The 22,455-nt window shown below is 65.8% G+C and carries 22 protein-coding genes and 2 tRNA genes; 3 read left to right on the top strand and 21 right to left on the bottom strand.

Going from position 1 to position 22,455, the window contains the following annotated elements; genetic code table 11:
- Positions 1-2: 2 nt before the first annotated feature.
- The 4 genes from BLA15945_RS23775 to uvrC all read right to left on the bottom strand — a co-directional run bounded on the left by BLA15945_RS23775 (position 3) and on the right by uvrC (position 3,094).
- A tRNA-Gly gene (locus tag BLA15945_RS23775) sits at positions 3-75 on the bottom strand.
- A 53-nt stretch (positions 76-128) separates the two neighbouring features.
- Positions 129-204: transfer RNA gene (locus tag BLA15945_RS23770), tRNA-Gly, on the bottom strand.
- A gap of 146 nt (positions 205-350) precedes the next feature.
- Positions 351-938 carry a CDP-diacylglycerol--glycerol-3-phosphate 3-phosphatidyltransferase gene (pgsA, locus tag BLA15945_RS23765; protein WP_011544951.1) on the bottom strand — a complete coding sequence of 196 codons (588 nt, stop codon included), beginning with the start codon at positions 936-938 and terminating at the stop codon, positions 351-353.
- Between the two features lie 98 nt (positions 939-1,036).
- The gene (gene uvrC, locus BLA15945_RS23760) at positions 1,037-3,094 is read right to left on the bottom strand and encodes an excinuclease ABC subunit UvrC (protein WP_059235344.1); all 2,058 of its coding nucleotides are present in this window, start codon (positions 3,092-3,094) and stop codon (positions 1,037-1,039) included.
- A gap of 76 nt (positions 3,095-3,170) precedes the next feature.
- Here uvrC and earP point away from each other — a divergent pair, with 76 nt between their 5' ends.
- The 3 genes from earP to BLA15945_RS23745 all read left to right on the top strand — a co-directional run bounded on the left by earP (position 3,171) and on the right by BLA15945_RS23745 (position 6,702).
- Positions 3,171-4,364, top strand: a complete 1,194-nt coding sequence (earP, locus tag BLA15945_RS23755) for an elongation factor P maturation arginine rhamnosyltransferase EarP (RefSeq protein ID WP_174993497.1) — start codon at positions 3,171-3,173, stop codon at positions 4,362-4,364.
- Between the two features lie 126 nt (positions 4,365-4,490).
- Positions 4,491-5,048 carry an elongation factor P gene (efp, locus tag BLA15945_RS23750; protein ID WP_047900193.1) on the top strand — a complete coding sequence of 186 codons (558 nt, stop codon included), beginning with the start codon at positions 4,491-4,493 and terminating at the stop codon, positions 5,046-5,048.
- A gap of 268 nt (positions 5,049-5,316) precedes the next feature.
- Positions 5,317-6,702 (top strand): sigma-54-dependent transcriptional regulator, encoded by a 1,386-nt coding sequence (locus BLA15945_RS23745; protein ID WP_059235348.1) that lies wholly within the window; start codon positions 5,317-5,319, stop codon positions 6,700-6,702.
- 171 nt (positions 6,703-6,873) lie between these two features.
- Here BLA15945_RS23745 and nagZ read toward each other — a convergent pair whose 3' ends face one another.
- The 17 genes from nagZ to fabG all read right to left on the bottom strand — a co-directional run bounded on the left by nagZ (position 6,874) and on the right by fabG (position 22,445).
- Positions 6,874-7,902, bottom strand: coding sequence for a beta-N-acetylhexosaminidase (gene nagZ, locus BLA15945_RS23740; RefSeq protein ID WP_059235350.1), 1,029 nt, complete (start codon positions 7,900-7,902; stop codon positions 6,874-6,876).
- A gap of 16 nt (positions 7,903-7,918) precedes the next feature.
- Positions 7,919-8,353: a holo-ACP synthase gene (acpS, locus tag BLA15945_RS23735; RefSeq protein WP_059235352.1), complete on the bottom strand. Its 435-nt coding sequence runs from the start codon at positions 8,351-8,353 to the stop codon at positions 7,919-7,921.
- Between the two features lie 33 nt (positions 8,354-8,386).
- Positions 8,387-9,163 (bottom strand): pyridoxine 5'-phosphate synthase, encoded by a 777-nt coding sequence (gene pdxJ / locus BLA15945_RS23730; RefSeq protein WP_031400031.1) that lies wholly within the window; start codon positions 9,161-9,163, stop codon positions 8,387-8,389.
- Positions 9,160-9,996, bottom strand: coding sequence for a DNA repair protein RecO (recO, locus tag BLA15945_RS23725; RefSeq protein WP_059235354.1), 837 nt, complete (start codon positions 9,994-9,996; stop codon positions 9,160-9,162). The genes pdxJ and recO overlap by 4 nt, the downstream gene beginning before the upstream one ends.
- Positions 9,983-10,882, bottom strand: coding sequence for a GTPase Era (era, locus tag BLA15945_RS23720; protein ID WP_059235356.1), 900 nt, complete (start codon positions 10,880-10,882; stop codon positions 9,983-9,985). The genes recO and era overlap by 14 nt, the downstream gene beginning before the upstream one ends.
- A gap of 60 nt (positions 10,883-10,942) precedes the next feature.
- Positions 10,943-12,166 (bottom strand): ribonuclease III, encoded by a 1,224-nt coding sequence (gene rnc / locus BLA15945_RS23715; protein ID WP_174993496.1) that lies wholly within the window; start codon positions 12,164-12,166, stop codon positions 10,943-10,945.
- A 153-nt stretch (positions 12,167-12,319) separates the two neighbouring features.
- Positions 12,320-13,213, bottom strand: coding sequence for a signal peptidase I (gene lepB, locus BLA15945_RS23710; RefSeq protein ID WP_011544943.1), 894 nt, complete (start codon positions 13,211-13,213; stop codon positions 12,320-12,322).
- Positions 13,214-13,229: 16 nt separating this feature from the next.
- Positions 13,230-15,023 carry a translation elongation factor 4 gene (lepA, locus tag BLA15945_RS23705; protein WP_059235360.1) on the bottom strand — a complete coding sequence of 598 codons (1,794 nt, stop codon included), beginning with the start codon at positions 15,021-15,023 and terminating at the stop codon, positions 13,230-13,232.
- Between the two features lie 196 nt (positions 15,024-15,219).
- Positions 15,220-15,456: a glutaredoxin family protein gene (locus BLA15945_RS23700; protein ID WP_059235362.1), complete on the bottom strand. Its 237-nt coding sequence runs from the start codon at positions 15,454-15,456 to the stop codon at positions 15,220-15,222.
- Positions 15,457-15,463: 7 nt separating this feature from the next.
- Complete coding sequence (locus BLA15945_RS23695) at positions 15,464-16,963, bottom strand: DegQ family serine endoprotease (protein WP_059235364.1); 1,500 nt, start codon at positions 16,961-16,963, stop codon at positions 15,464-15,466.
- A gap of 16 nt (positions 16,964-16,979) precedes the next feature.
- Positions 16,980-18,032 carry a MucB/RseB C-terminal domain-containing protein gene (locus BLA15945_RS23690; protein ID WP_174993495.1) on the bottom strand — a complete coding sequence of 351 codons (1,053 nt, stop codon included), beginning with the start codon at positions 18,030-18,032 and terminating at the stop codon, positions 16,980-16,982.
- Positions 18,033-18,037: 5 nt separating this feature from the next.
- Positions 18,038-18,661: a sigma-E factor negative regulatory protein gene (locus BLA15945_RS23685; protein ID WP_174993494.1), complete on the bottom strand. Its 624-nt coding sequence runs from the start codon at positions 18,659-18,661 to the stop codon at positions 18,038-18,040.
- 86 nt (positions 18,662-18,747) lie between these two features.
- The gene (gene rpoE, locus BLA15945_RS23680; protein ID WP_006490873.1) at positions 18,748-19,347 is read right to left on the bottom strand and encodes an RNA polymerase sigma factor RpoE; all 600 of its coding nucleotides are present in this window, start codon (positions 19,345-19,347) and stop codon (positions 18,748-18,750) included.
- A 91-nt stretch (positions 19,348-19,438) separates the two neighbouring features.
- The gene (locus BLA15945_RS23675) at positions 19,439-19,903 is read right to left on the bottom strand and encodes a hypothetical protein (protein ID WP_059235371.1); all 465 of its coding nucleotides are present in this window, start codon (positions 19,901-19,903) and stop codon (positions 19,439-19,441) included.
- 11 nt (positions 19,904-19,914) lie between these two features.
- A complete protein-coding gene (gene fabF / locus BLA15945_RS23670; RefSeq protein ID WP_059235373.1) occupies positions 19,915-21,147 on the bottom strand; it encodes a beta-ketoacyl-ACP synthase II in 1,233 nt (410 codons plus the stop codon).
- A 164-nt stretch (positions 21,148-21,311) separates the two neighbouring features.
- On the bottom strand, positions 21,312-21,551 hold the full coding sequence (gene acpP / locus BLA15945_RS23665; protein ID WP_004197638.1) for an acyl carrier protein: 240 nt from the start codon (positions 21,549-21,551) through the stop codon (positions 21,312-21,314).
- 144 nt (positions 21,552-21,695) lie between these two features.
- Positions 21,696-22,445, bottom strand: coding sequence for a 3-oxoacyl-ACP reductase FabG (gene fabG, locus BLA15945_RS23660; RefSeq protein ID WP_034183095.1), 750 nt, complete (start codon positions 22,443-22,445; stop codon positions 21,696-21,698).
- Positions 22,446-22,455 lie beyond the last annotated feature (10 nt).

Below are 22,455 nucleotides of genomic sequence, written 5' to 3'. Positions count from 1 at the left end.
GGAGCGGGAGACGAGTCTCGAACTCGCGACCTCAACCTTGGCAAGGTTGCGCTCTACCAACTGAGCTACTCCCGCATGTGTCCTGCATCTGCAGCGCTTCGCCGTACCACGCGCTGCCAGAAAAAATCTGGAGCGGGAGACGAGTCTCGAACTCGCGACCTCAACCTTGGCAAGGTTGCGCTCTACCAACTGAGCTACTCCCGCGTATTGCTGCACCACTGCTTCCCCGTCACACACTTACTTCGTCGTGCAGCGGAGAAGCGAGATTATGTCGAAGGCACATTCGTGTGTCAAGGGCTTTTCCAGCCCTTTTTCCAAAAACGTGCTCGCCGGCACGCGAGACGTACTGCTCACGCGCCGCCGCGCTCGCGAATCTGCGGCCACGCGAGCTTCATGTAGTACAGCATCGACCAGATCGTCAGCACCGCCGCGAGATACATCAGCCACTCGCCCCACACACGCGTGTCGATCGTCACGACGCCGAGCGGCAGCGGCCCGTAGAACAGCAGCATCGGGATCGCGACCATCTGGCACGCAGTCTTGAACTTGCCGAGCTGGTTCACCGCGACGCTCTTCGACGCGCCGATCTGCGCCATCCATTCGCGCAGCGCCGAAATCGCGATCTCGCGGCCGACGATCACGAGCGCGATCGCCGCGTCGACTCGCGAAATCTGCACGAGGATCAGCAGCGCGGCCGTCACCATCAGCTTGTCCGCCACCGGATCGAGAAAGGCGCCGAACGACGATGTCTGGTTCCACTTGCGTGCCAGGAAGCCGTCGAACCAGTCGGTCAGCGCCGCGAGGATGAAGATCGCCGCCGCCGCGAGATTGCGGTGCGCGCCACCCATCACCGTGTCCGGCAGATAGAACACGCCGACGACGAGCGGAATCAGCACGATCCGTACCCACGTCAGGAAAATCGGGAAATTGAACGGCATGGCATGCGGGACAGTAAAGGATTCGCAATTGTGCCGTGTCGACCGGCCTGCCACAAGAACGCGAAAAAGCGCGCGAGGCAGCCGGCCGCACGGCCGTGTCAGTGAAGCTGCTTGTAGATCTGTTCGGCGAGCGCGTGCGAGATGCCCTCGACGCTCGCGAGTTCCTCGACGCTCGCGGCCACCACGCCGCGCAATCCGCCGAACCGAGCGAGCAGCCGCTGCCGGCGCTTCGCGCCGACACCTTCGAGCTCCTCGAGCCGCGAGGTCTGGCGCGCCTTCGCCCGCTTTGCCCGCATGCCGGTGATCGCGAAGCGGTGTGCCTCGTCGCGGATCTGCGCGACCAGCATCAGCGCGGCGCTTTCCTTGCCGAGTTCGAGCGGCGTGCGGCCGTCCGCGAACACGAGCGTCTCGAGGCCGACCTTGCGCCCCTCGCCTTTCGCGACGCCGACCAGCATCGACGTGTCGAGCCCCAGCTCGGTGAACACCTGGCGCGCGATTTCGACCTGACCCTTGCCGCCGTCGATCAGCACGATGTTCGGCAGCAGGCTCGACGCCTCGGCCTGGCGCGTCGACTCGCCGTCGATGCCGGCCGCTTCGTCCACCGCGGCCGCCTGCGCAGCCTGCTCGACCATCTTCTCGTAGCGGCGCGTGAGCACCTGCCTCATCGCCGCGTAATCGTCACCCGGCGTGATGCCCGTGATGTTGTAGCGGCGGTATTCGCCCGACTGCATCTTGTGATGGTGATAGACGACGCACGACGCCTGCGTCGCCTCGCCCATCGTATGGCTGATGTCGAAACATTCGATCCGCAGCGTCGCGAGATCGTCGCTGTCGTAACTGAGCGTGTCCGCGAGCGCACGCGTGCGCGCCTGCTGCGAGCCCTGCTCGGACAGCAGCCGCATGAGCGCGATCTGTGCATTCTGTTCGGCCATCGACAGCCACGCGCGCCGCTGCCCCTGCGGCTGCCGCACCAGCGATACCTTGTGGCCGGCCTGCTCCGACAGCAGCTCGAGCAGGTCGCGGCTCGCGGGCGCATGGCTGACGACGAGCACGGGCGGCACGCGGTTGCCGAGATAATGCTGCGCGATGAATGCGTCGAGCACCTCGGCCTCGACCGACGCTGACGCCGCCGCGCCACCGCGCGCGCGGCCGGTTTCTTCCGCCGGCTGGTCCGGCGCCGCGTCGGCGGCCGCGCCCGTTGCGACGGCCGCATCGGCTGCCTCCGCCAGTTCGGACTCGTCGCCGAGACCGCCTTCGGCGAGCGTCAGCGCACTTTCGACGTGCGTCGGGAAATACGCCTTGTCGCCGAGATGCCGTCCGCCGCGCACCATCGCCAGGTTCACGCACACGCGCCCGCCCTGCGCGACGACGGCCAGGATGTCGACGTCGCTGTCGCTGCCGACCTCGATCGCCTGCTGGTGCAGCACGGTCGCGAGCGAGCTCATCTGGTTGCGCACGGCCGCCGCCTGCTCGAATTTCAGCTCGGCCGCGAACGCATGCATCTTCTGCTCGAGCTCCTTCATCACTTCGGACTGCCGGCCGAGCAGGAACCGCGCGGCGTTCGACACGTCGACCGCGTAATCCTCGCCGGAGATCGCACCGACGCACGGCGCCGTGCAGCGCCCGATCTGGTGCAGCAGGCACGGCCGCGTGCGGTTGCTGAACACCGAATCCTCACAGGTCCGCAACTGGAACACGCGCTGCAGAATCTGGATGCTCTCGCGCACGGCCCACGCGCTCGGGAACGGCCCGAAATACTGGTTCTGCTTGTCGACCGACCCGCGGTAGTAGGCCATCCGCGGAAAGCGGTGCGCGGTGAGCTTCAGGTACGGATAAGACTTGTCGTCGCGAAACAGGATGTTGTAACGCGGCGCGAGCGCCTTGATCAGGTTGTTCTCGAGCAGCAGCGCTTCGGCTTCCGAGCGCGTGACGGTCGTTTCGATGCGCGCGATGCGCGTGACCATCATCGCGATGCGCGGCGACAGCTGCGTCTTCGTGAAATAGCTCGATACGCGCTTCTTCAGGTCGCGCGCCTTGCCGACGTAGAGCACGGCGCCCGCCGTGTCGTAATAACGATAGACGCCCGGCATGTGCGGCAACTGCGCAAGGATCTTCTTCGGTTCGAACGGAGTATCGGAGGCTTCTGGGGATGTCATGCGTGATCCGGGCGCCTTGTAACGCGGAACGGGTCTATTAGAATCGCCAGTTTAGAGCATTCACCGTCCCGCTTCGATGCCACGCACCACCGCTGCCCCACTCTCCACCGTGCCGCTCGCGCCGGGCGAACCGATCGCCTGCGACCTCTTCTGCACGGTGATCGACAATTTCGGCGACATCGGCGTGTGCTGGCGCGTCGCGCGCCAGCTCGCGCACGAGCACGGCTGGCAGGTTCGCCTGTTCGTCGACGACCTGCACACGTTCGCGCGCCTGCTGCCGGGGGTCGACCCCGACGCGGGGCGGCAGACGGTCGATTCGATCGCGATCGAGCACTGGCATGCGGAAGTCGGCGACGCGCTGGAGATCGCCGATGTCGTGATCGAGGCATTCGCGTGCGAGCTGCCCGGCGCGTATCTCGCGGCGATGGCGCGCCGCGAGCGTCGCCCCGTGTGGATCAACCTCGAATACCTGAGCGCCGAGGACTGGGTCGCCGATTTCCATCTGCGGCCGTCGCCGCATCCGCGCTACCCGCTGCTGAAAACCTTCTTCTTCCCGGGCCTGTCGGCCGGCACGGGCGGCGTGCCGAAGGAACGCGACCTCGACGCGCGCCGCACGGCTTTCGAAACCGACCCGGCAGCCCGCGCCGCATGGTGGCAGCGCGCGACCGGCGGCGCGCCGCCGGCGCCCGGCACGACGGTCGTCAGCCTGTTCGCGTACGAGAATCCGGCCGTCGACGCGCTGCTCGCGCAGTGGCGCGACGGCCCGTCTCCCGTCGTCGCGCTCGTGCCGGCCGGCCGCCTGTCGCCGGCCGTCGCACGCTTTTTCGGGGTCGAGTCGTTCGCGGCGGGCGCCCGCGCGAGCGCCGGCAACCTGGTCGCTCACGGGCTCGCATTCGTCCCGCAAGCCGACTACGATCCACTGCTGTGGGCTGCCGACGTCAATTTCGTGCGCGGCGAGGATTCGTTCGTCCGTGCGCAGTGGGCGTGCAAGCCGTTCGTGTGGCACATCTACCCGCAGGCCGACGACGTGCACCTGCCGAAGCTCGATGCCGCGCTCGCACACCTGTCGGCCGGCCTCGCCGACGCGCCGCGCGCGGCGCTCGAGCGGTTCTGGCACGCATGGAACGGCGTAGGCACGCCTGACTGGGCCGATTTCTGGCAACACCGCGCAGCGCTCGACGCCAACGCTGCCCGCTGGGCCGACGCGCTCGCGGCCGTCGGCGATCTCGCCGGAAAGCTGGCGGAATACGCAAAATCTCAGTTAAAATAAGCGGTTATCCGACGGCTGACCAGGCAAGCGCTCGCTTTTGGCGTCCACCGGAACGCGCCGCTTGCGCCGTCAGCCGTTGCGCAACGCTCAGGCACCTATTTATTTGATTTGATCAGGACAGTTTTTATGAAGACCGCACAGGAACTCCGCGTAGGCAACGTCGTGCAGATCGGCAGCGATGCTTGGGTCATCGCCAAGGCGGAATACAACAAGTCGGGCCGTAATTCCGCCGTCGTCAAGATGAAGATGAAGAACCTGCTGACGAACGCAGGCCAGGAATCGGTCTACAAGGCAGACGACAAGTTCGACGTCGTCGTGCTCGACCGCAAGGAAGTGACGTATTCGTACTTCGCCGATCCGATGTACGTGTTCATGGACGCCGACTACAACCAGTACGAAGTCGAAGCCGAAATGATGGGCGAAGCGCTGAACTACCTCGAAGACGGCATGGCGTGCGAAGTCGTGTTCTACAACGAGAAGGCGATCTCGGTCGACCTGCCGACGGTCCTCGTTCGCGAGATCACCTACACGGAACCGGCCGTCAAGGGCGACACGTCGTCGGGCAAGGTGCTGAAGAACGCCAAGCTCGCAACGGGCTTCGAACTGCAAGTTCCGCTGTTCTGCAACACCGGCGACAAGATCGAAATCGATACGCGCACGAACGAATACCGCAGCCGCGCGTAATCGTCAGCGATTCCCGCATCGAACAAAGCGCCCTTCGGGGCGCTTTTTGTTTGTCTGGCGCCAACAGCGGCAGTCAGCCAGCGCTAGAAGAAGCACAAAATCCACCGGTAAAGATATTCAATTTGTATCATCGGTAACTGTTTTATAGCGCGGGAGAAATAATGCTCGTTACGCGTTCGGTGGGGCATAAAATCAGTTTTTAATCTGACATGCGGCTGCGGCCCCGATGGCCGACAGCCCGCCTCTCTTGACTCGACTCGCGTCCACCATGCCACACGCCCTGATTGTCGAAGACGATCCCAACAGTCTCTCCGGCCTCACCGCGCTGCTCGCCGCAGACGGCTTCTCGGTCGACACGGCCACTTCGCTCGCGGAAGCGCGCACGGCGCTCGGCCGCTCGATTCCCGATGTCGTCCTGGTCGACCTGAACCTGCCGGACGGCAGCGGGTTCGACCTGCTCCAGCACCTGCCGCAGCAACAGCCGAACGGCTCGCTGCCCGTCATCGTGCTGACGGGCAATGCGACGGTCGAGAGCGCCATCGAGGGCCTGCGCCACGGCATCTGGGACTACCTGCTGAAGCCGATCAACATTCCGCGCCTGCGCAGCCTGCTCGCGCGAATCCCCCGCCCGTACGAACTGATCGACGAAGTGCAGTCGCTGCGCGCGTCGCTGCGCCATCTCGGCCGCTTCGGCTCGCTCGTCGGCCGCAGCGACGCGATGCAGCACGTGTACGACATGATCGAGCACAACGCCGGCACTGAAACGGCCGTGCTGTTCTCGGGCGAAGCCGGTACCGGCAAGAAGCTGGCCGCGCGTACGCTGCACGAGCTGAGCCGGCGCCGCAAAGGGCCGTTCGTATCGTTCGACTGCCGGATGATCGCGCAGGCGGGCCGGCACGGCGCATCGCTCGACAGCGTGCTGTTCGGCCATGAACGCGGCGCGTTCGACGGCGCCGAGCGTCGCGAATCGGGCCTGTTCGAACAGGCCGGCGGCGGCACGCTGTTCCTCGACGAGATCACCGCGCTGCCGCTCGTGCTGCAGGAAGCGCTGCTGCATGCGCTCGACTCGCAGAACTTCATGCGGATCGGTGGCACGAGCTCGATCACGAGCGACTTCCGGCTGATCGCGACCACGCGCCGCCCGGCGCGCGAAGCCGTTGCGAACGGCACGCTGCGCGAGGATCTGTGGCTGCGCCTCGATGCAGCGTCGATCACGATGCCGCCGCTGCGCGAGCGCGACGGCGATGCGCTCGCGATTGCGGACGCGCTGATCGACGAACTGAACCGCGAAGCGCGCGCAACCGGCCGCAGCACCACCGACAAGCGCGCGGCCCCGGGTTTCGTGCGCGAATGCGTGTCCTACGAGTGGCCCGGCAACGTGCGCGAGTTGCAGGAGCGCGTGCGCTTCGCATACGACGCATCGGGCGATTTCATCGAGACGCTGCGCGCAGGCGAGCCGAGCTTCTCCTCCGGCGCCGCGCTGAACGGCAGCAGCGTGCAGATCAAGGTCGGCACGCCGTTGTCCGACGTCGAGGATCTGCTGATCCGCGCGACCCTCGACGCGGTCGGCGGCACGCGCCATCGTGCGGCCACGCTGCTCGGCATCAGCCCGAAGACGCTGTACAACAAGCTGCAGCGGATGAAGGTGAATTGAGCGGGCCGCGATGACCGGAGGCGCTGGCCGGATCTGACCGTTAGTTGCGCTCAATCCACTCCGGCGATCGCCTGATTCAACCTGCTGCAATCCATGAAAAAAGCCGCGCAATTGCGCGGCTTTTTTGTTCCGGTGTCCGGGTGACGCGCACCGCGCGCCCTCCTTCTCCGCTTACGCCAGTGCGCTTTTCAACAACGCCTGCGCCTGCAGATACTCCGGCTGCGCGATCAGCTTGTCCCACTTGAGCGCTTTGCCGCGCGCGCGCATCCGCTTGATGCGCCGCACCGACTCGGCCGATGCCCGCGCCTTCAACCCGTTCAGCACGACCTCGGCCGCCTCCGGCTGGTTGCAGACGAGCACCATGTCGCAACCGGCGGCGAGCGCGGCGTCGGCCGCCTGCGTGAGCGTGCCGCCTTCGCGGGCGGCTTCCATCGACAGATCGTCGCTGAAGATCGCGCCCGTGAAACCGAGCTTTCCGCGCAGGATGTCCTGCAGCCACACGCGCGAGAAACCGGCCGGCCGCTTGTCGACCTGCGTGTAGATCACGTGCGCGGGAATCACCGCGGACAGCGACAGGCCGAGCCAGTCGTACGGCGCGACGTCCTGCTTCAGGATCGCATCGAGCGTGCGGTCGTCGGTCGGCAGCGCGACATGCGAATCGGCTTCCGCGAAGCCGTGCCCGGGGAAATGCTTGCCGCAGTTCGCCATGCCGGCGAGCGACAGTCCGTGGTTCAGGCTCTTCGCGAGCAGCGTGACGACGCGCGCGTCACGATGGAACGCACGATCGCCGATCACCTTCGAGTGCCCGTAGTCGAGGTCGAGCACGGGCGTGAAGCTCATGTCGATCCCGCACGCACGCAGTTCGGCGGCCAGGATATAGCCGACGGCGGTCGCGACCTTCGTCGCGAGCAGCACGTCGCGATCCCACAGCTCGCCGAGGCGGCGCATCGCGGGCAGCACCGTGAAGCCATCGGTGCGAAACCGCTGCACGCGCCCGCCTTCGTGATCGACGGCGATCAGGATGTCTTCGCGCACCGCGCGGATCGAGTCGGTCAACGCGGTCAGCTGCGCACGATTCTGGAAGTGCCGCGCGAACAGGATCACGCCGCCGGTATTCGGATGCGCGAGGCGCCGCGCATCGTCGCGCGACAGGGCCGTGCCGACGACGTCGAGCATGACCGGGCCGGGAGTCGTTTTCATCGAATCGGGAATTCCGTCAGGAGGAGGTTCGGGAAACAGGTACGGGGGCAGGCGCGGCGTCCGTTTCGGCGATCACGAACGACACCGCGTAGTCACGTTCGTCGCTGACCGTCACGCGCGCGGTGATGCCGCGCGCGGCAAGCCAGTCGGCCAACTCGCCCGACGCGACCACGTACGGCTCGCCGCTCGGGTGGTTGAGCGTCTGCAGCGCACGCCACGTCATCGGCCAGTGCATGCCGAGCCCGATCGCCTTCGAGAACGCTTCTTTCGCGGAGAAACGCGTCGCGAGAAATGCGATGCCGCGCGCCTCGGAGCGGGCGCGGCGCGCATGAAACACGCGCAACTCGTCGGGGCCCAGCACCTTCTCCGCAAACCGGCCGCCCGTGCGTTCGAGCACGGCCGCGACGCGGCTCACCTGGGCGATGTCGGTACCGATGCCGTAGATCGCCATGTCAGTACGCGCGGACGCGGCCGTATGTCATCTTCAGCGCGCGCCGCCGTGCAGCGCGGCGACGCGGGCGGCGACCATGATCGCCTTCATCTCGCGCACCGCGTTGTCCCAGCCCGCGAAGATCGCGTGCGCGACGATCGCGTGACCGATGTTCAGCTCGACGATGCCGTCGATCGCGGCGATCTGCTGCACGTTCGTGTAATGCAGCCCGTGCCCCGCATTGACCTTCAGGCCAAGCTGCGCGCCGGCCTGCACGCCTGCGACGATGCGCTCGTACTCGCGCTGCTGTTCGGCTTCGTCGTGCGCTTCCGCGTAGCGGCCCGTATGCAGTTCGATCACCGGTGCGCCCGCTTCGTGCGCGGCGCGGATCTGCGTTTCGTCCGGATCGATGAACAGCGACACGCGCACGCCCACGTCGGCCAGCTGCTTGCACGCCGCACGCACGGCCTCGAAGTGCCCGGCGACATCGAGGCCGCCTTCGGTCGTCAGCTCCTCGCGCTTCTCGGGCACGAGACACGCATCGTGCGGGCGCACTTCGCATGCGATGTCCAGCATCTCGGCCGTCACCGCGCACTCGAGATTCATGCGCGTCTTCAGCAGCGGGCGCAGCTTGCGTACGTCGGCGTCGACGATGTGACGGCGATCCTCGCGCAGATGCAGCGTGATCGCGTCCGCACCGGCCTCTTCGGCGGCGAGCGCCGCGCGGATCGGATCGGGATAAGTCGTGCCGCGCGCATTGCGCAGCGTCGCGACGTGGTCGATGTTCACGCCGAGGTCGATGGCGGTGGGCGTTGTCAGGAAGAAGCTCATAGGTTTTGCAGGTCGATCAGGATCTGACGCGTGGCGAGCGGCGTACCGCCAAGATAGGTGTTCAGCAGGAAGCGCATCAGCGTCTTGCTTTGCGCAACCGTCTGGGCTCGATGGTAATCGTCCTGCTCCATGTCGAGCAACGTCTGTCCGGTGATGACCGGCCAGTGCGACGGCACATCGTCGTCCGCATGGCGCACGCCGCGCTCGGGATCGAACACGTAACGGCCGTCCGGTTCGACCGCGCGGCGCGCGACCGTGCGGTTCAGCGCCATCGCATAGCCGGTCTCGCGCAGCAGCACGCGTTCGAACGAGCGCAGCACCTGCACCGCAGGTTCGCCGTGCGCCAAGCGCGTGAGCGTCAGCACGTAGTGATTGAACAGCGGCGGCTGCGGATCCTCGCGCGCGCAGAATTTGACGAGCAGCTCGTTCGCGTAGAAGCCGCACAGCAGCCCGTCGCCGCCGAGCGGCAGCATGCCGCCAACCCACTCGGCGCCCGTCAGCGTGCGCACCTCGGATTTGCCGGACCAGGACAGCAGCAGCGGCTGGAACGTCTGCAGCACGCCGCGCAGCGCGGAGTGCGGGCGCTTCGCGCCCTTCGCGACGAGCGCGAGCCGGCCGTGATCGCGCGTCAGCACGTCGACGATCAGGCTCGTTTCGCGATACGGATAGCTGTGCAGCACGAACGCCGGCTGCTCGGCGACGCGGAAATCGGACGTGCGAGACGTCGCGCGCCGCGCCTTGCGCGGCGGTTCGGGCGGAGCCGGCAGCGGCGCGTCGTTCGCGCCGGCCGTCACCGCGTCTTCAGTCGACGTCAGCGCGTCATTCGTACCCATAGGCGCGCAGTCCGGCCTCGTTGTCTGCCCAGCCGCTTCTCACCTTCACGAAGGTCTCGAGATACACGGGGCCGTCGAACAGCTTTTCCATGTCCATCCGCGCCTCGGTGCTGATCTGCTTGAGCTTCTCGCCCTTCTTGCCGATCACCATCGCCTTGTGCGAATCGCGTTCGACGAGGATCGTCGCGAAGATGCGCTTCAGCCGCCCTTCTTCCTCGAACTTGTCGATCACGACGGTGCTCGTGTACGGCAGTTCGTCGCCGGTCCAGCGGAACACCTTCTCGCGCAGGATTTCAGCCGCGAGAAAACGCGAACTGCGGTCGGTCAGCTCGTCCTCGCCGTAGATCGGCTGGCCTTCCGGCAGGTACGGCTTGATCGTCTCCAGCAGCCGCTTGATGTCGTCCGGCTGCTGCGCCGACAGCGGCACGAGCTCGGCGAATTCGCGCAGCGTGTTCATTTTCTGCATGAACGGATACAGCGTGGCCTTGTCGGCCACCCGGTCGATCTTGTTCGTGATCAGCAGCGTCGGCATGCCGGGCGGGATCAGGTCGAGCACCTTCTGGTCGTCGGGCCCGAAGCGGCCGGCCTCGATCACGAACAGGATCACGTCGACCGACGTCAGCGTCGACGTGACCGCGCGGTTCAGCGAACGGTTCAGCGCGGTGCTGTGACGGGTCTGGAAGCCCGGCGTGTCGACGAACACGAATTGCGCGTCGTCGAACGTGTTGATGCCGGTGATGCGGTGGCGGGTCGTCTGCGCCTTGCGCGACGTGATGCTGATCTTCTGGCCGACGAGTGCGTTCATCAACGTCGACTTGCCGACGTTCGGGCGGCCCACGATCGCGATCATGCCGCAACGGAAGCCGGTAGGAGCGGGAGTGTTCATATCGTTTGGGAGACAGGTTCGGAAACGGCCGCGCGGCGCGCGGCACGATCGCTGGGCAATTCAGTGGTCGGCATCGGCCACGCGCGCCTGCGCGGCTGCGAGGCTCGAACCGCCCGGCGGCGTCTCGGCGTCCGGTGCAGCGGCGTCGCGTACACGTGCGGTCGGGCGCGCAGCGGGGTCGGACCCGGCGGAAGACTTGTCGGCGGACGAGGATGCCGGATCGGCCGCCTGGCCGGCCGGCTTGTCGGCTGCACGCGGCGTGGCGTCGACGGGCTTTTCCACGGCCTTGTCGAGCCGCTCGGCCGGCTTGTCGGCCACCTTGTCGGTCGCCGGCTTCGCCGCCCGTTCGCCCTTGTCGGCAGCCGGCTCGACATGCGCCGCGCGAATCGCGGCCATCGGCGCGACGGACGGCTCGGCGCCGGTCGCAGCCGTTGCCGCGGGCGCCGCACCGGCGGCCGCCCTGGCCTCGCGTGCAGCCGCGCGTTCCTTCCGCTCGGGCGAGCGCAAGTCGAGTGCTTCCTGCACCCCCTTCACGCCCGGCACGATCTCAGGCTCGGCATGCTTCGATCCGCGCGCGTTTTTCGAGCGCTTCGGCTTCGCGGCCAGCATCGGCGCGGCGGCCATCACTTCGTCGAGCGCCTTCTTCGCGGCGGCCTGCTCGGCCGCGCGCCGGCTCGCGCCGGAGCCCGAGACCTTCACGTCCAGCTTCGGCACCGTGCATTCAACCTCGAACTGCTGATTGTGCGCCGCACCATGCGTGGCGACGACCGTGTAGGTCGGCAGTGCGATCTTGTGCCCCTGCAGGTATTCCTGCAGCAGCGTCTTCGCATCCTTGCCGAGCGTGCGCGGATCGATGTGGTCGAGAATCGGGATGTAGAGGCGCTTGATGACCCCTTGGGCGGCTTCGAAGCCGCCATCGAGGAACACGGCCCCGATGATGGCTTCGAACGCGTCCGCGAGGATCGACGGGCGCCGGAACCCGCCACTGCGCAGCTCGCCCTCGCCCAGCCGCAGTCCGTCCGAAATATTCAGGGCCTGAGCAATTTCGTACAGCGACTGCTGCTTGACGAGATTGGCGCGTACGCGCGACAGATCGCCTTCGTCCAGCTTGCTGAAACGCTGGAACAAAAGGGCGGCCACCGCGCAATTCAGAACGGAGTCGCCGAGAAACTCGAGCCGTTCGTTGTGCGTGGCACTGTGACTGCGATGGGTCAAAGCCTGGCGCAACAATTCCGCATTGCGAAATTCGTAGCGCAGCCGGCTTTCCAACTGGGATAGGGGCATGTGCAGGAGTATAACGCGGGCGCCGGTCGGGCCGAAACGGCTCGGCCGGACACGAAAAGGCGTGACGAGGCGGTGTTACCGCCAGTTCTTAAAGTAGTTCGGCAATACGCGACGCGGCCCGTGCGTCGCGTATTGCGTGCGAGTCGGCTGCGATCAGTTGAAGGAACCGATGCGCTTCAGGTCGCTGAAGTTCATCCAGATGAAGAACGCGCGGCCGACGATGTTCTGGTCCGGCACGAAACCCCAGTAGCGGCTGTCCGCACTGTTGTCGCGGTTGTCGCCCATCATGAAGTAGTGACCGGGCGGCACCTTGCAGATCACGCCGCGGCTGTTGTACGTGCAGTTGTCGCGATACGGATAGTCGTAGGCGCCCATCACGAACGGCGGCACGGCCGGGTTGTTGAGGATCGCGTTCTTCTTGTTGCCGATCGTTTCTTCGAACTGCTTCGCGTAATTCTGGCGCTCGTCGTCGAAGAAATCCGGCAGCGGCGTCTCAGGCACCGGCTGGCCGTTGATCGTGAGCTGCTTGTCCTGATACGCGACCGTGTCGCCCGGCAGGCCGATCACGCGCTTGATGTAGTCGACCGACTCGTCCTTCGGATAACGGAACACGACGACGTCGCCGCGCGACAGCGGGCTGCCCTGCGTGATCTTCGTGTTCGTGACGGGCAGGCGCAGCCCGTATTCGAACTTGTTGACGAGAATGAAATCGCCGACGAGCAGCGTCGGCACCATCGAGCCCGACGGAATCTTGAACGGCTCGACGACGAACGAACGCACGACGAACACGGCCAGGATCACCGGGAAGAAGCTCGCGGTGTACTCGAGCCACCACGGCTGGCGCAGCTTCTCGTCACGCAGCTTCGAACGCGTCTGCACCGCGTTTTCATCCGCGAAACGCTTGTCGATGCGCGACTGCTGGCGATCGAACTCCTCGATCGCCGAGTCGGCTGCCTTGCGTCGCCGCGGCAGGAACACCAGTTTGTCCAGCACCCACGCTACGCCCGTCACGACGACGAGCACAAAAAGAATCAGCGCAAAATTCATAAAAGGAACAGTCCTGTTATTTGTCTTCGACGCGCAAGATCGCAAGGAACGCTTCCTGCGGGATCTCGACCGAACCCACCTGCTTCATGCGTTTCTTGCCGGCCTTCTGCTTTTCGAGCAGCTTCTTCTTACGCGTGATGTCGCCGCCATAACACTTCGCCAGCACGTTCTTGCGCAGCGCCTTGATGTTCTCGCGTGCAATGATATGCGCACCGATCGTCGCCTGAATCGCCACGTCGTACATCTGGCGCGGAATGATCTCGCGCATCTTCGCCGCCACTTCGCGGCCGCGATACTGCGATTGCGACCGGTGGACGATCACCGACAGCGCGTCGACCTTGTCGCCGTTGATCAGCATGTCGACCTTCACAACGTCGGCCGACCGGTATTCCTTGAACTCGTAATCCATCGACGCATAGCCGCGCGACACCGATTTCAGGCGATCGAAGAAATCGAGCACGATCTCGGCCATCGGGATTTCGTAGGTCAGCTGCACTTGGCGGCCGTGATACTGCATGTTGATCTGTGAGCCGCGCTTCTGCTCGCACAACGTGATCACCGAGCCGACGTAGTCCTGCGGCATGTACAGGTTCACCGTGACGATCGGTTCGCGGATCTCCTCGATCTTCGGCGGCTCCGGCATCTTCGCCGGATTCTCGACCTTGACGATCGAGCCACCGTTCATCACGACCTCGTAGACAACCGTCGGTGCGGTCGTGATGAGGTCCATGTCGAATTCGCGTTCGAGGCGCTCCTGCACGATTTCCATGTGCAGCAGCCCGAGGAAGCCGCAGCGGAAACCGAAGCCGAGCGCCTGCGACACTTCCGGTTCGTACTGCAGCGACGCATCGTTGAGCTTCAGCTTCTCGAGCGATTCGCGCAGCGCGTCGTACTGGTTCGCTTCCACCGGGTAGAGTCCGGCGAACACCTGCGGCTTCACTTCCTTGAAGCCCGGCAGCGCTTCGGCGGCGGCCTTGGTCACATGCGTGACGGTATCGCCGACCTTCGCGGCCGTCAGTTCCTTGATGCCGGCGATGATGAAGCCCACCTGCCCCGCCGACAGCGAATCGAGATTGCGCGACTTCGGCGTGAACACACCGACGTGCTCGACCGGATACTGCGCGCCGGTCGCCATCATCTTGATCTTGTCCTTCGGACGCAGCGTGCCGTTGACGATGCGCACCAGCATCACGACGCCGACGTAGTTGTCGAACCACGAATCGATGATGAGCGCCTGCAACGGCGCGTCGGGGTCGCCCTTCGGCGGCGGCACCTTCGCGATCAGCGCTTCGAGCACGTCTTCGACGCCGAGCCCCGTCTTCGCGCTGCAGCGCGTCGCGTCGGTCGCGTCGATGCCGATCACGTCCTCGATCTCCTCGATCGCGTTCTCGGGGTTCGCGGCCGGCAGGTCGATCTTGTTCAGCACCGGCACGACTTCGACACCGAGCTCGATCGCCGTGTAGCAGTTCGCGACCGTCTGCGCCTCGACGCCCTGGCTGGCATCGACGACCAGCAGCGCGCCTTCGCACGCGGACAGCGAACGACTGACCTCGTACGAGAAGTCGACGTGCCCCGGCGTATCGATCAGGTTCAGGTTGTAGACCTTGCCGTCGCGCGCGCGATAGGACAATGCCGCCGTCTGTGCCTTGATCGTGATGCCGCGCTCGCGCTCGATATCCATCGAGTCGAGCACCTGCGCCTCCATTTCACGGTCGGCGAGACCGCCGCATACCTGGATGATGCGATCCGCGAGCGTCGACTTGCCATGGTCGATGTGCGCGATGATCGAGAAATTGCGAATATGATCCATTCAGTGCCGATCAAGCGAAAAAGGCGCGCTCGACGACTGCGGAGCACGCCTTGTAAGTCGGTGAAAAAACAGCCTATTTTAGCCGAAAAGGCTTACGACGGGCGGGATTTCGGACGCCGGGCCGCGCAGCGGCCCGCCGGAGGCGCCCCCGGGTCGAGCCCCGTGCCAGGCGGCGCCGGCCGGCGGCTGGCCAGGCTCAGCGCCGGGCTGCCAGCGCGTCGCGCACCCGCATGTCGTCGAACCGGTGACGGCACACTTCCGCCCCGTCCAGCAACAGCACGGGCACGTCCTCGTCATAACGGGCAACCAGCGCCGCATCCGCATCGATGTCGACGTATTCGACCACGACGCCGAATTCGGCCGCCACCGGCGCCAGTGCGTCGCGCATGTCGTCGCACAGGTGGCACCAGCCGCGGCCGTAGAGCGTGAACATCGGCGCGTTACTTCTGGCGCGGCCGCACGGGCACGAACTGCGTGTTGTCGCCACGCCGCACGAGCACCGCGACCGCCTTCTGCGGATCGAGCTGCGCCGTCACGTCGGCGAACTGCTTCGCGTTCGTGATGTCGGTGTCGCCGACGCGCAGCACGATGTCGCCGCGCTGCAGGCCTGCACGCGCGGCCGGACCGTCGACACCGTCGATCTGCACGCCGTTCTTCAACTTCAGCGTCTTCATCTGATCGGCCGTCAGGTCGCTGACCGTCAGGCCGAGCGAATTGGTCTGGCGCGGCTTCTGCGGCACGTTCTTGCGCTGCTCGGCCTTCGCCGTCGACTCGGCCGGCGTCTCCGCGATCGTGATCGGCAGATCGCGTGCCTGACCCTTGCGCCACACGCTGACCGTCGCCTTCGCGCCGGGCTTCGTGTCGCCGACCATGCGCGGCAGATCCGACGCCGTATCGACCGAACGGCCGTTGAACTTCAGGATAATGTCGCCCGGCTGGATACCCGCCTTGTCGGCCGGGCCGCCCGGCTCGACGCTGCTGACCAGCGCGCCTTCGGCCTTCGGCAGCCCGATCGAATCGGCCACGTCCTTCGTCACCTCGCCGATCGCCACCGCGATCCGGCCGCGCGTGACCTTGCCGGTCGCCTTCAACTGATCGGCCACGCGCATCGCCTCGTCGATCGGAATCGCGAACGAGATGCCCATGAAGCCGCCAGTGCGGCTGTAGATCTGCGAGTTGATGCCGATCACCTCGCCCTGCATGTTGATCAACGGGCCACCCGAGTTGCCCGGGTTCACGGCGACGTCGGTCTGGATGAACGGCAGGTAGTCACCCGTGTTGCGGCTCTTCGAGCTGACGATACCGGCCGTCACCGTGTTGTCGAGGCCGAACGGCGAACCGATCGCAACGACCCACTCGCCGACGCGCACCTTGTTCGAATCGCCGATCGCAACGACCGGCAGGTTCGACGCCTGGATCTTGACGACCGCGACGTCCGTGCGGTCGTCGACACCGATCAGCTTCGCCTTGAATTCGCGCTTGTCGGTCAGCGTCACGTAGATGGTGTCCGCATCGTCAACGACGTGCGCATTGGTCATCACGTAACCGTCGGCCGACACGATGAAGCCCGAGCCCACGCCACGGTTCTGCTCGGTATCGGGCGGATTGTCCGGCGCCGGCGCGTTCTTCGGGTTGCTGCCGTTGCCGCCGCCGTTGCCGGGCGCCTGCGGCAGCGGAATGCCGAAGAAGCGCCGGAAGAATTCCGACATGTCGCCGTTGTCGAAGCCCGGCGGGAGCATCCCGCGCGGGCCGCTGCTCGTCGGCACGTTGGCGGTGGTCCGGATGTTCACGACGGCCGGCCCGACCTTTTCGACCAGATCGGCGAAGTCGGGCAGGCTGGCAGCGGGAGCCGTCACGGCGAACGCGGTATGCGGCACGAGCGGCAGGCAGGCAGACAGCGCCGCCGCCGCGAACCATTTGCGCAGCGTGAGTTTCATCATGTCGGAAGCCGTAGCGTTACTTGGAAGCCTTGTATTCTATGGCAGACGCGAACTGCTGCAACGTAGCCGGCGGCACTTCGCCGAGCACGGTGATCCAGTAGTCGCCGCGGCGCTTCACGAGAACGTGTGTCGCACCGGTGCTGCCCGCGCCTTCCTTGCGCGTATTCTTCTCGGCCGGCTCGATGAACACCGAGATCGTCGCGAGACCGTCGGTGAAGACAGCCTGATCGACCGCGATCGGTGGATCGCCCGCATCGCGCGCAGCCATCGGCCGGCGCACTTCACGAATCTTCTGGAAACCGGCGACGCTCGGGGCGAGCTGCCAGCCCTGCGCTTCCATGTCGACCGCCGCGACCGGCGGCCGCACGACCGTCCAGCCGCTCAGGTTGCGCATGCCGGCCGCGATCGCGGCCTTGTCACCGCTCGCGCCGCCCGCCTGCAACTGGGAGAACGCAATCTGTTCGAGCACGTGATCGTTCGCATCGAGCGTCTGCGAACGCAGCAGCAGCCCGGTGCGCGTGTCGGCCCACAGCTTGTACGTGAAGCGGTACGCATCCTTCGGCACGAGCTCGACGACCTGCGCGTCGATCCCGGCCACGCGGTCCTTGCCGAGCGACTTCGCGTCGTAGACGGACATCACGTGCTCGCCGCTCGCGCCGAGCAGCGCGGGGAACGAGTCGCGCGTCTGACGGCGTTCGACCACGCACAGCTTGCGCTCGGGCACGAACGTGTACAGCTCGTCGTTATGCCGCAGCAGCTTGCGCGGCTTGCCGTCGAGCGTCTCGATCCGCTCGAATTCGCCGTCGCGGGACGCGACGTGCGCGATGCGCGACGACTGCACATATCCGCCGCGCTGGTAGACGAACGTGCCTTCGTAGCTCTGCTGCTGCGCCGCCTGCTGGACGCGGTCGAGCCAGTCCGCGGCGCCCTTGCGGGTCGCGACGGGATCGTCCGGTTGCTGGGCGCTGGCGGGAAGGGATTGAACGGACAACAGGGCGGCTGCGCAAAGCAGGAGGGCCGGCAGCCGCTTCCATCCGGAGATGGCGTGATTCAACTGCAATGTCCGCATCGGGTTTATTGGCCTGGCGTGGTGGTCACGGCTGCGCGGATCAGCGGCATCGAACCCGTGACGACGGGCTGCTGCGCGAATTGCTGGTGCGCTTCAAGATATTGGTCGAGGCTTGCATCGCGAATGATGTTGACGTCCTGCAGGCCCGGCTGTGCCGATGCCTGCGCAACCGTCACGCGCTGCAGGCTACCGCCTTGCTGCGCACCGGCCGACGCGACCTGGACGGCGCCCGGGGCACCGGCCGTCTGCATCTGCGGGACGACGATCCACGTCAGCGTGGCCGCCGCGGCCGCCACCGCGAACGCGGGCACGACGCGCCGGCGCAGCGACAGCAGCTTGCGCGCGACCGGCGCGGCCGCCGGCGCGAGCAGGTGCGGCTCGCTTTCGAGCGCAGCCGACATGCGCGCGGTGAACGCGACGCTCAACGCGGGCGACAGCGCGAGCTCGTCCGAGCGCAGCGCATCGCCGATCAGGTGGTAATGGGCCCATGTAGCGCGGTCCGCGCGGTCGAGCTCAGCCAGAAACTGCCCGTGGTCCGGGCCATCGAACATTTCGCCGTCAACCAGCGCGGAAAGGCGCTCGCCGCGCGAGCCCGCCTGCGATTGCGATTGCGTATTGACCGACCCCATGATGCTCCCCATCTTGCACACCCCGTCGTGACTTCACGACTCTATCCGTAACTAGACCCCGACCCGCGTCGTTCCACCCCAGGCGCTTACCAGCGCTTGCCTTCGGGCGTATCGAGCAGCGGACGCAATTTGGCAGCGATTGCTTCGCGCGCGCGGAAGATCCGCGACCGGACCGTCCCGATCGGACAGCCCATCATTTCCGCGATCTCTTCGTAGCTCAGGCCCTCGATCTCGCGCAGCGTGATTGCCTGGCGCAATTCTTCGGGCAGCAGAGCCATCGCAGCGTTGACCGTCTCGGCAATCTGCTTGCTCATCAACATCGACTCTGGCGTGTTGATATCCCTTAGTTGGTCTGCGTCGGAGAAAGTTTCCGCTTCCTCTGCATCGGCCTCGGTCGAGGTCGGCGCCCGGCGGCCTTGCGTCGCAAGGTAGTTCTTCGCCGTGTTGACGGCAATTCGGTACAACCACGTATAGAACGCCGATTCGCCGCGAAATTGCGGCAGCGCACGATACGCCTTGATGAACGCGTCCTGGGCCACATCCTCGACCTCGGCGGGATCCCGCACGAGGCGCGAGATCAGCCGAATGATCTTGCGGTGGTATTTGGAGACCAGGAGTTCGAACGCCGCCTTGTCGCCCTTCTGTACGCGTTCGACCAGAGCCTGATCGATTTCTTTTTCACTCACCTGACAAATCCGTTAACTAGGGATGCAACGCGGAGCATCATTGTAGCGTTCCGGCGCCGACCGCTGGTTACGGTCGGTAACCGTGCCGCCGTCATGGCCGCCCCGCCGCGCCCGCGGTTCTCGCCAGCACGGACAGCGCGCTGAACGACGCCGCGTCGAGCGCATCGGCCGGAATCAGCAGCGGCCGGGCCCGCCGGGCGCCCTGCCCGACCGACAGCACCAGCAGCAGGCTGCTCCAGTGCGCATGGCCGGTCACGCGGCCGCGGGCCAGCAACCGCCCGGTGCGGCCAAACGCCGCGATCTCCCCGAATGCATCGATCCGCAGCTCGGCCGGCAGCCGGCGGGCGCAGGCCCGCGCCGCACACACGGCCAGCAGCGCGGCCGTCGCGGCGGACACGCCTGCGCCGGCAGCAGCGCCCGCGCGCGGCGCCCAGAACAGGTATGCCGACGCGGCAGCCGCCGCGACGAACGCGGCCAGCACGAGATACGACACGGCCGAGGCCCGCAACGCAAAGCGCTGCGGACGCCCGGCCGGTGCATCGAATGGACTCGTCAAGCGATTCAGCGTCAGACGCGCTTGAACACCAGCGTGCCGTTGGTACCGCCGAAGCCGAAGTTGTTCTTCACGGCGACGTCGATCTTCATGTCACGCGCGGTGTTCGCGCAGTAATCGAGATCGCACTCGGGGTCCTGGTTGAAGATGTTGATGGTCGGCGGCGACACGTTGTTGTGCAGCGCCAGCACCGTGAACACCGATTCGAGGCCGCCCGCGCCACCCAGCAGGTGACCCGTCATCGACTTCGTCGAGTTCACGACGACCTTGTACGCATGCTCGCCGAAGGCTGCCTTCACCGCGTCGGACTCGTTCTTGTCGCCCAGCGGCGTCGACGTGCCATGCGCGTTCAGGTACTGGACCTCGTCGGCATTCACGCCGGCGTCGCGCAGTGCCGCGACCATGCAGCGGCGCGGGCCGTCCATGTTCGGCGCGGTCATGTGGTACGCGTCGCCCGTCATGCCGAAGCCCGAGACTTCCGCGTAGATCTTGGCCCCGCGTGCCTTCGCCGCCTCGTACTCTTCGAGCACCATCACGCCCGCGCCCTCGCCCAGCACGAAGCCGTCACGATCCTTGTCCCACGGACGGGAAGCCGCGGCCGGATCGTCGTTGCGGGTCGACAGCGCGCGCGCTGCCGCGAAACCGCCGATACCGAGCGGCGACACCGTCGATTCGGCGCCGCCCGCGACCATGACGTCGGCGTCGCCGGCCTGGATCAGGCGCGCGGCGAGGCCGATGCTGTGCAGGCCGGTCGTGCAGGCGGTCACGGCCGCGAGGTTCGGGCCTTTCAGGCCGAACATGATGCTCAGGTGGCCCGAGATCATGTTGATGATCGAACCCGGCACGAAGAACGGCGAAATCCGGCGCGGGCCGCGATCGACGTAGGTCTGGTGCGTATCTTCGATCATCGGCAGGCCGCCGATGCCGGAACCGACCATCACGCCGATGCGTTCCGCGTTGGCTTCGGTCACTTCCAGCCCGCTGTCCTTGATGGCCTGGACGCCGGCGGCGATGCCGTAATGGATGAACGTATCCATGCTCCGGGCTTCTTTCGCCGGGATGTATTCCTCGGCGTTGAAACCCTTCACTTCGCCCGCGAAATGGACGGCGAGGTTCGACGAATCGAACTTCGTGACGGTGGCGATGCCGGACTTGCCGGCGACGAGATTGGCCCAGCCGTCGGCAACACTATTGCCAACAGGCGAAATCAGCCCCAGGCCTGTAACGACAACACGACGGCGGCTCACGGTAACCTCTTTTCCATTATTGGATGACAAAAACAAAAGCCACAGTGGCCACAGGAATCAGCCCTGCGAGCCCTGTGGCTGTTAGTCCGTCCGGCGCGAAGCCGGCTGGATGACGCGTCAATCGCGAAGATCGCGGCGACGTGGCGGACAAGCGCGAAAGGCGCTTACGCCTTGACGTTTGCGCGAGCGTAGTCGATCGCTTGCTGAACGGTCGTGATCTTCTCTGCTTCTTCGTCCGGGATTTCCATGCCGAACTCGTCTTCCAGAGCCATCACCAGTTCGACCGTGTCGAGCGAATCGGCGCCCAGGTCGTTCACGAACGAAGCTTCGTTCTTGATCTCGGCTTCCGCAACGCCCAGTTGTTCAGCGACGATCTTCTTGACACGTTGTTCGATGTTGTCCATTACCCCTCCGAGGGAAAGTTCAGAATTACAAGTGCGCGCATTTTATCAGGTTTGCTGACGCGAAAACGCGCGTTGGCTTGATGGTCGATCAAGCGCCGATCCGACTGAAAAACGGGATACGGCGCGGATGGTAAACGAAAACCGTTACGACATGTACATGCCGCCGTTCACGTGCAGCGTCGTGCCGGTGATATAACCGGCCTGCGGCGATGCGAGGAACGCGACGGCATGGGCGATGTCTTCCGGGCTGCCGAGGCGGCCGAGCGGAATCTGGGTCTTGAGCGCGGCCTGCTGTTCTTCCGGCAGCGTCTTCGTCATGTCGGTATCGATGAAGCCCGGCGCGACGCAGTTCACGGTGATGCCGCGGCTGCCGATCTCGCGCGCGAGCGCACGCGTCATGCCCGCCACGCCGGCCTTCGCGGCTGCGTAGTTGACCTGACCCGGGTTGCCGGCCGAGCCGACCACCGACGTGATGTTGATGATACGGCCGCCGCGCGCCTTCATCATCGGGCGCAGCACCGCGCGCGACAGGCGGAACACCGACTTCAGGTTGGTGTCGATCACCGCGTCCCAGTCCTCGTCCTTCATCCGCATCGCGAGCTGGTCCTGCGTGATGCCCGCGTTGTTGACGAGCACGTTCAGCGCGCCGAACTCCTTCACGGTCGCATCGATCAGTGCCTCGGCGGCAGCCGCGTCGTTGACGTTCAGCACCGCGCCGCGGCCCGTGACGCCCGCTTCCGCGAATGCAGCGGTGATCGCGGCGGCGCCCGATTCGCTCGTTGCCGTGCCGATCACCGTCGCGCCCAGGCGCGCGAGTTCGAGCGCGATCGAACGGCCGATGCCGCGCGACGCGCCGGTCACGATCGCGACCTGTTTATCGAGAGTCTTTTCCATGAATCGAATA

The sequence above is a fragment of the Burkholderia arboris genome (genome assembly GCF_902499125.1).
Classification (GTDB): domain Bacteria; phylum Pseudomonadota; class Gammaproteobacteria; order Burkholderiales; family Burkholderiaceae; genus Burkholderia; species Burkholderia arboris.
The sequence above is the reverse complement of the archived record's forward strand: the minus strand, read 5'-3'. Positions and strand labels throughout refer to the sequence as shown.

What these genes read in the sequence shown, in the direction of transcription:
- pgsA (WP_011544951.1), bottom strand. Translation starts at nt 938, where the DNA reads ATGCCGTTCAATTTCCCGATTTTCCTGACGTGGGTACGGATCGTGCTG.
- uvrC (WP_059235344.1), bottom strand. Translation starts at nt 3,094, where the DNA reads ATGACATCCCCAGAAGCCTCCGATACTCCGTTCGAACCGAAGAAGATC.
- earP (WP_174993497.1), top strand. Translation starts at nt 3,171, where the DNA reads ATGCCACGCACCACCGCTGCCCCACTCTCCACCGTGCCGCTCGCGCCG.
- efp (WP_047900193.1), top strand. Translation starts at nt 4,491, where the DNA reads ATGAAGACCGCACAGGAACTCCGCGTAGGCAACGTCGTGCAGATCGGC.
- BLA15945_RS23745 (WP_059235348.1), top strand. Translation starts at nt 5,317, where the DNA reads ATGCCACACGCCCTGATTGTCGAAGACGATCCCAACAGTCTCTCCGGC.
- nagZ (WP_059235350.1), bottom strand. Translation starts at nt 7,902, where the DNA reads ATGAAAACGACTCCCGGCCCGGTCATGCTCGACGTCGTCGGCACGGCC.
- acpS (WP_059235352.1), bottom strand. Translation starts at nt 8,353, where the DNA reads ATGGCGATCTACGGCATCGGTACCGACATCGCCCAGGTGAGCCGCGTC.
- pdxJ (WP_031400031.1), bottom strand. Translation starts at nt 9,163, where the DNA reads ATGAGCTTCTTCCTGACAACGCCCACCGCCATCGACCTCGGCGTGAAC.
- recO (WP_059235354.1), bottom strand. Translation starts at nt 9,996, where the DNA reads ATGGGTACGAATGACGCGCTGACGTCGACTGAAGACGCGGTGACGGCC.
- era (WP_059235356.1), bottom strand. Translation starts at nt 10,882, where the DNA reads ATGAACACTCCCGCTCCTACCGGCTTCCGTTGCGGCATGATCGCGATC.
- rnc (WP_174993496.1), bottom strand. Translation starts at nt 12,166, where the DNA reads ATGCCCCTATCCCAGTTGGAAAGCCGGCTGCGCTACGAATTTCGCAAT.
- lepB (WP_011544943.1), bottom strand. Translation starts at nt 13,213, where the DNA reads ATGAATTTTGCGCTGATTCTTTTTGTGCTCGTCGTCGTGACGGGCGTA.
- lepA (WP_059235360.1), bottom strand. Translation starts at nt 15,023, where the DNA reads ATGGATCATATTCGCAATTTCTCGATCATCGCGCACATCGACCATGGC.
- BLA15945_RS23700 (WP_059235362.1), bottom strand. Translation starts at nt 15,456, where the DNA reads ATGTTCACGCTCTACGGCCGCGGCTGGTGCCACCTGTGCGACGACATG.
- BLA15945_RS23695 (WP_059235364.1), bottom strand. Translation starts at nt 16,963, where the DNA reads ATGATGAAACTCACGCTGCGCAAATGGTTCGCGGCGGCGGCGCTGTCT.
- BLA15945_RS23690 (WP_174993495.1), bottom strand. Translation starts at nt 18,032, where the DNA reads ATGCGGACATTGCAGTTGAATCACGCCATCTCCGGATGGAAGCGGCTG.
- BLA15945_RS23685 (WP_174993494.1), bottom strand. Translation starts at nt 18,661, where the DNA reads ATGGGGTCGGTCAATACGCAATCGCAATCGCAGGCGGGCTCGCGCGGC.
- acpP (WP_004197638.1), bottom strand. Translation starts at nt 21,551, where the DNA reads ATGGACAACATCGAACAACGTGTCAAGAAGATCGTCGCTGAACAACTG.
- fabG (WP_034183095.1), bottom strand. Translation starts at nt 22,445, where the DNA reads ATGGAAAAGACTCTCGATAAACAGGTCGCGATCGTGACCGGCGCGTCG.